Genomic DNA, 998 nt, shown 5'->3' on the forward strand with positions numbered 1-998 from the left:
GACCCAGCTCATGAGCTTGCGCAGCTCACGGCCCGTGGTCTCCAGGAGGTGGTCGCTGTCCGCCTTCTTGTACTCGTTGTACTTGGGCAGACCGTTGTGGTACTCGGCCATCCAGTTCTTGGCGAAGGAGCCGTCCTGGATCTCCGCGAGGACCTTCTTCATCTCGGCCTTGGTGGCGTCGGTGATGATGCGCGGGCCGGTGACGTAGTCGCCCCATTCGGCGGTCTCCGAGATGGACCAGCGCATCTTCTCCAGGCCGCCCTCGTACATGAGGTCCACGATGAGCTTCAGCTCGTGCAGGCACTCGAAGTACGCGATCTCCGGCTGGTAGCCGGCCTCGACCAGGGTCTCGAAACCGGCCTTGACCAGGGCGGCGGTGCCACCGCAGAGGACGGCCTGCTCACCGAACAGGTCGGTCTCGGTCTCCTCGGTGAAGGTCGTCTTGATGACGCCGGCGCGGGTGCCGCCGATGCCCTTGGCGTACGACAGCGCCAGCGCGAAGGCGTTGCCCGTGGCGTCCTGCTCGACGGCCACGATGCACGGCACGCCGCGGCCCTCCTCGTACTGGCGGCGGACCAGGTGGCCCGGGCCCTTGGGGGCGACCATGCAGACGTCGACGCCGGCCGGCGGCTTGATGAAGCCGTAGCGGATGTTCAGACCGTGGCCGAAGAACAGCGCGTCGCCGTCCTTGAGGTTGTCCTTGACGGACTCCTCGTAGACCTGGGCCTGGATCGGGTCCGGGACCAGGATCATGATGACGTCGGCCTCGGCGGCGGCCTCGGCGGGGGTCACCACGCGCAGGCCCTGCTCCTCGGCCTTGGCCCGGGACTTCGAGCCCTCGTGCAGGCCGACGCGGACGTCGACACCCGAGTCGCGCAGCGACAGCGCGTGGGCGTGGCCCTGGCTGCCGTAGCCGATGACCGCGACCTTGCGGCCCTGGATGATGGACAGGTCGGCGTCGTCGTCGTAGAACAGCTCGGCCACTGGGTCTCTCCTTG

General features: G+C 67.9%; 1 protein-coding gene. It reads right to left on the minus strand.

Annotated features, from left to right (window positions below; translation table 11 throughout):
* The coding region (gene ilvC / locus WA762_RS35440; RefSeq protein ID WP_335941707.1) for a ketol-acid reductoisomerase at positions 1–984 on the minus strand (984 nt) is incomplete at its 3' end.
* Positions 985–998: the final 14 nt, after the last annotated feature.

Source organism: Streptomyces tyrfis (genome assembly GCF_037034285.1).
Lineage (GTDB): Bacteria > Actinomycetota > Actinomycetes > Streptomycetales > Streptomycetaceae > Streptomyces.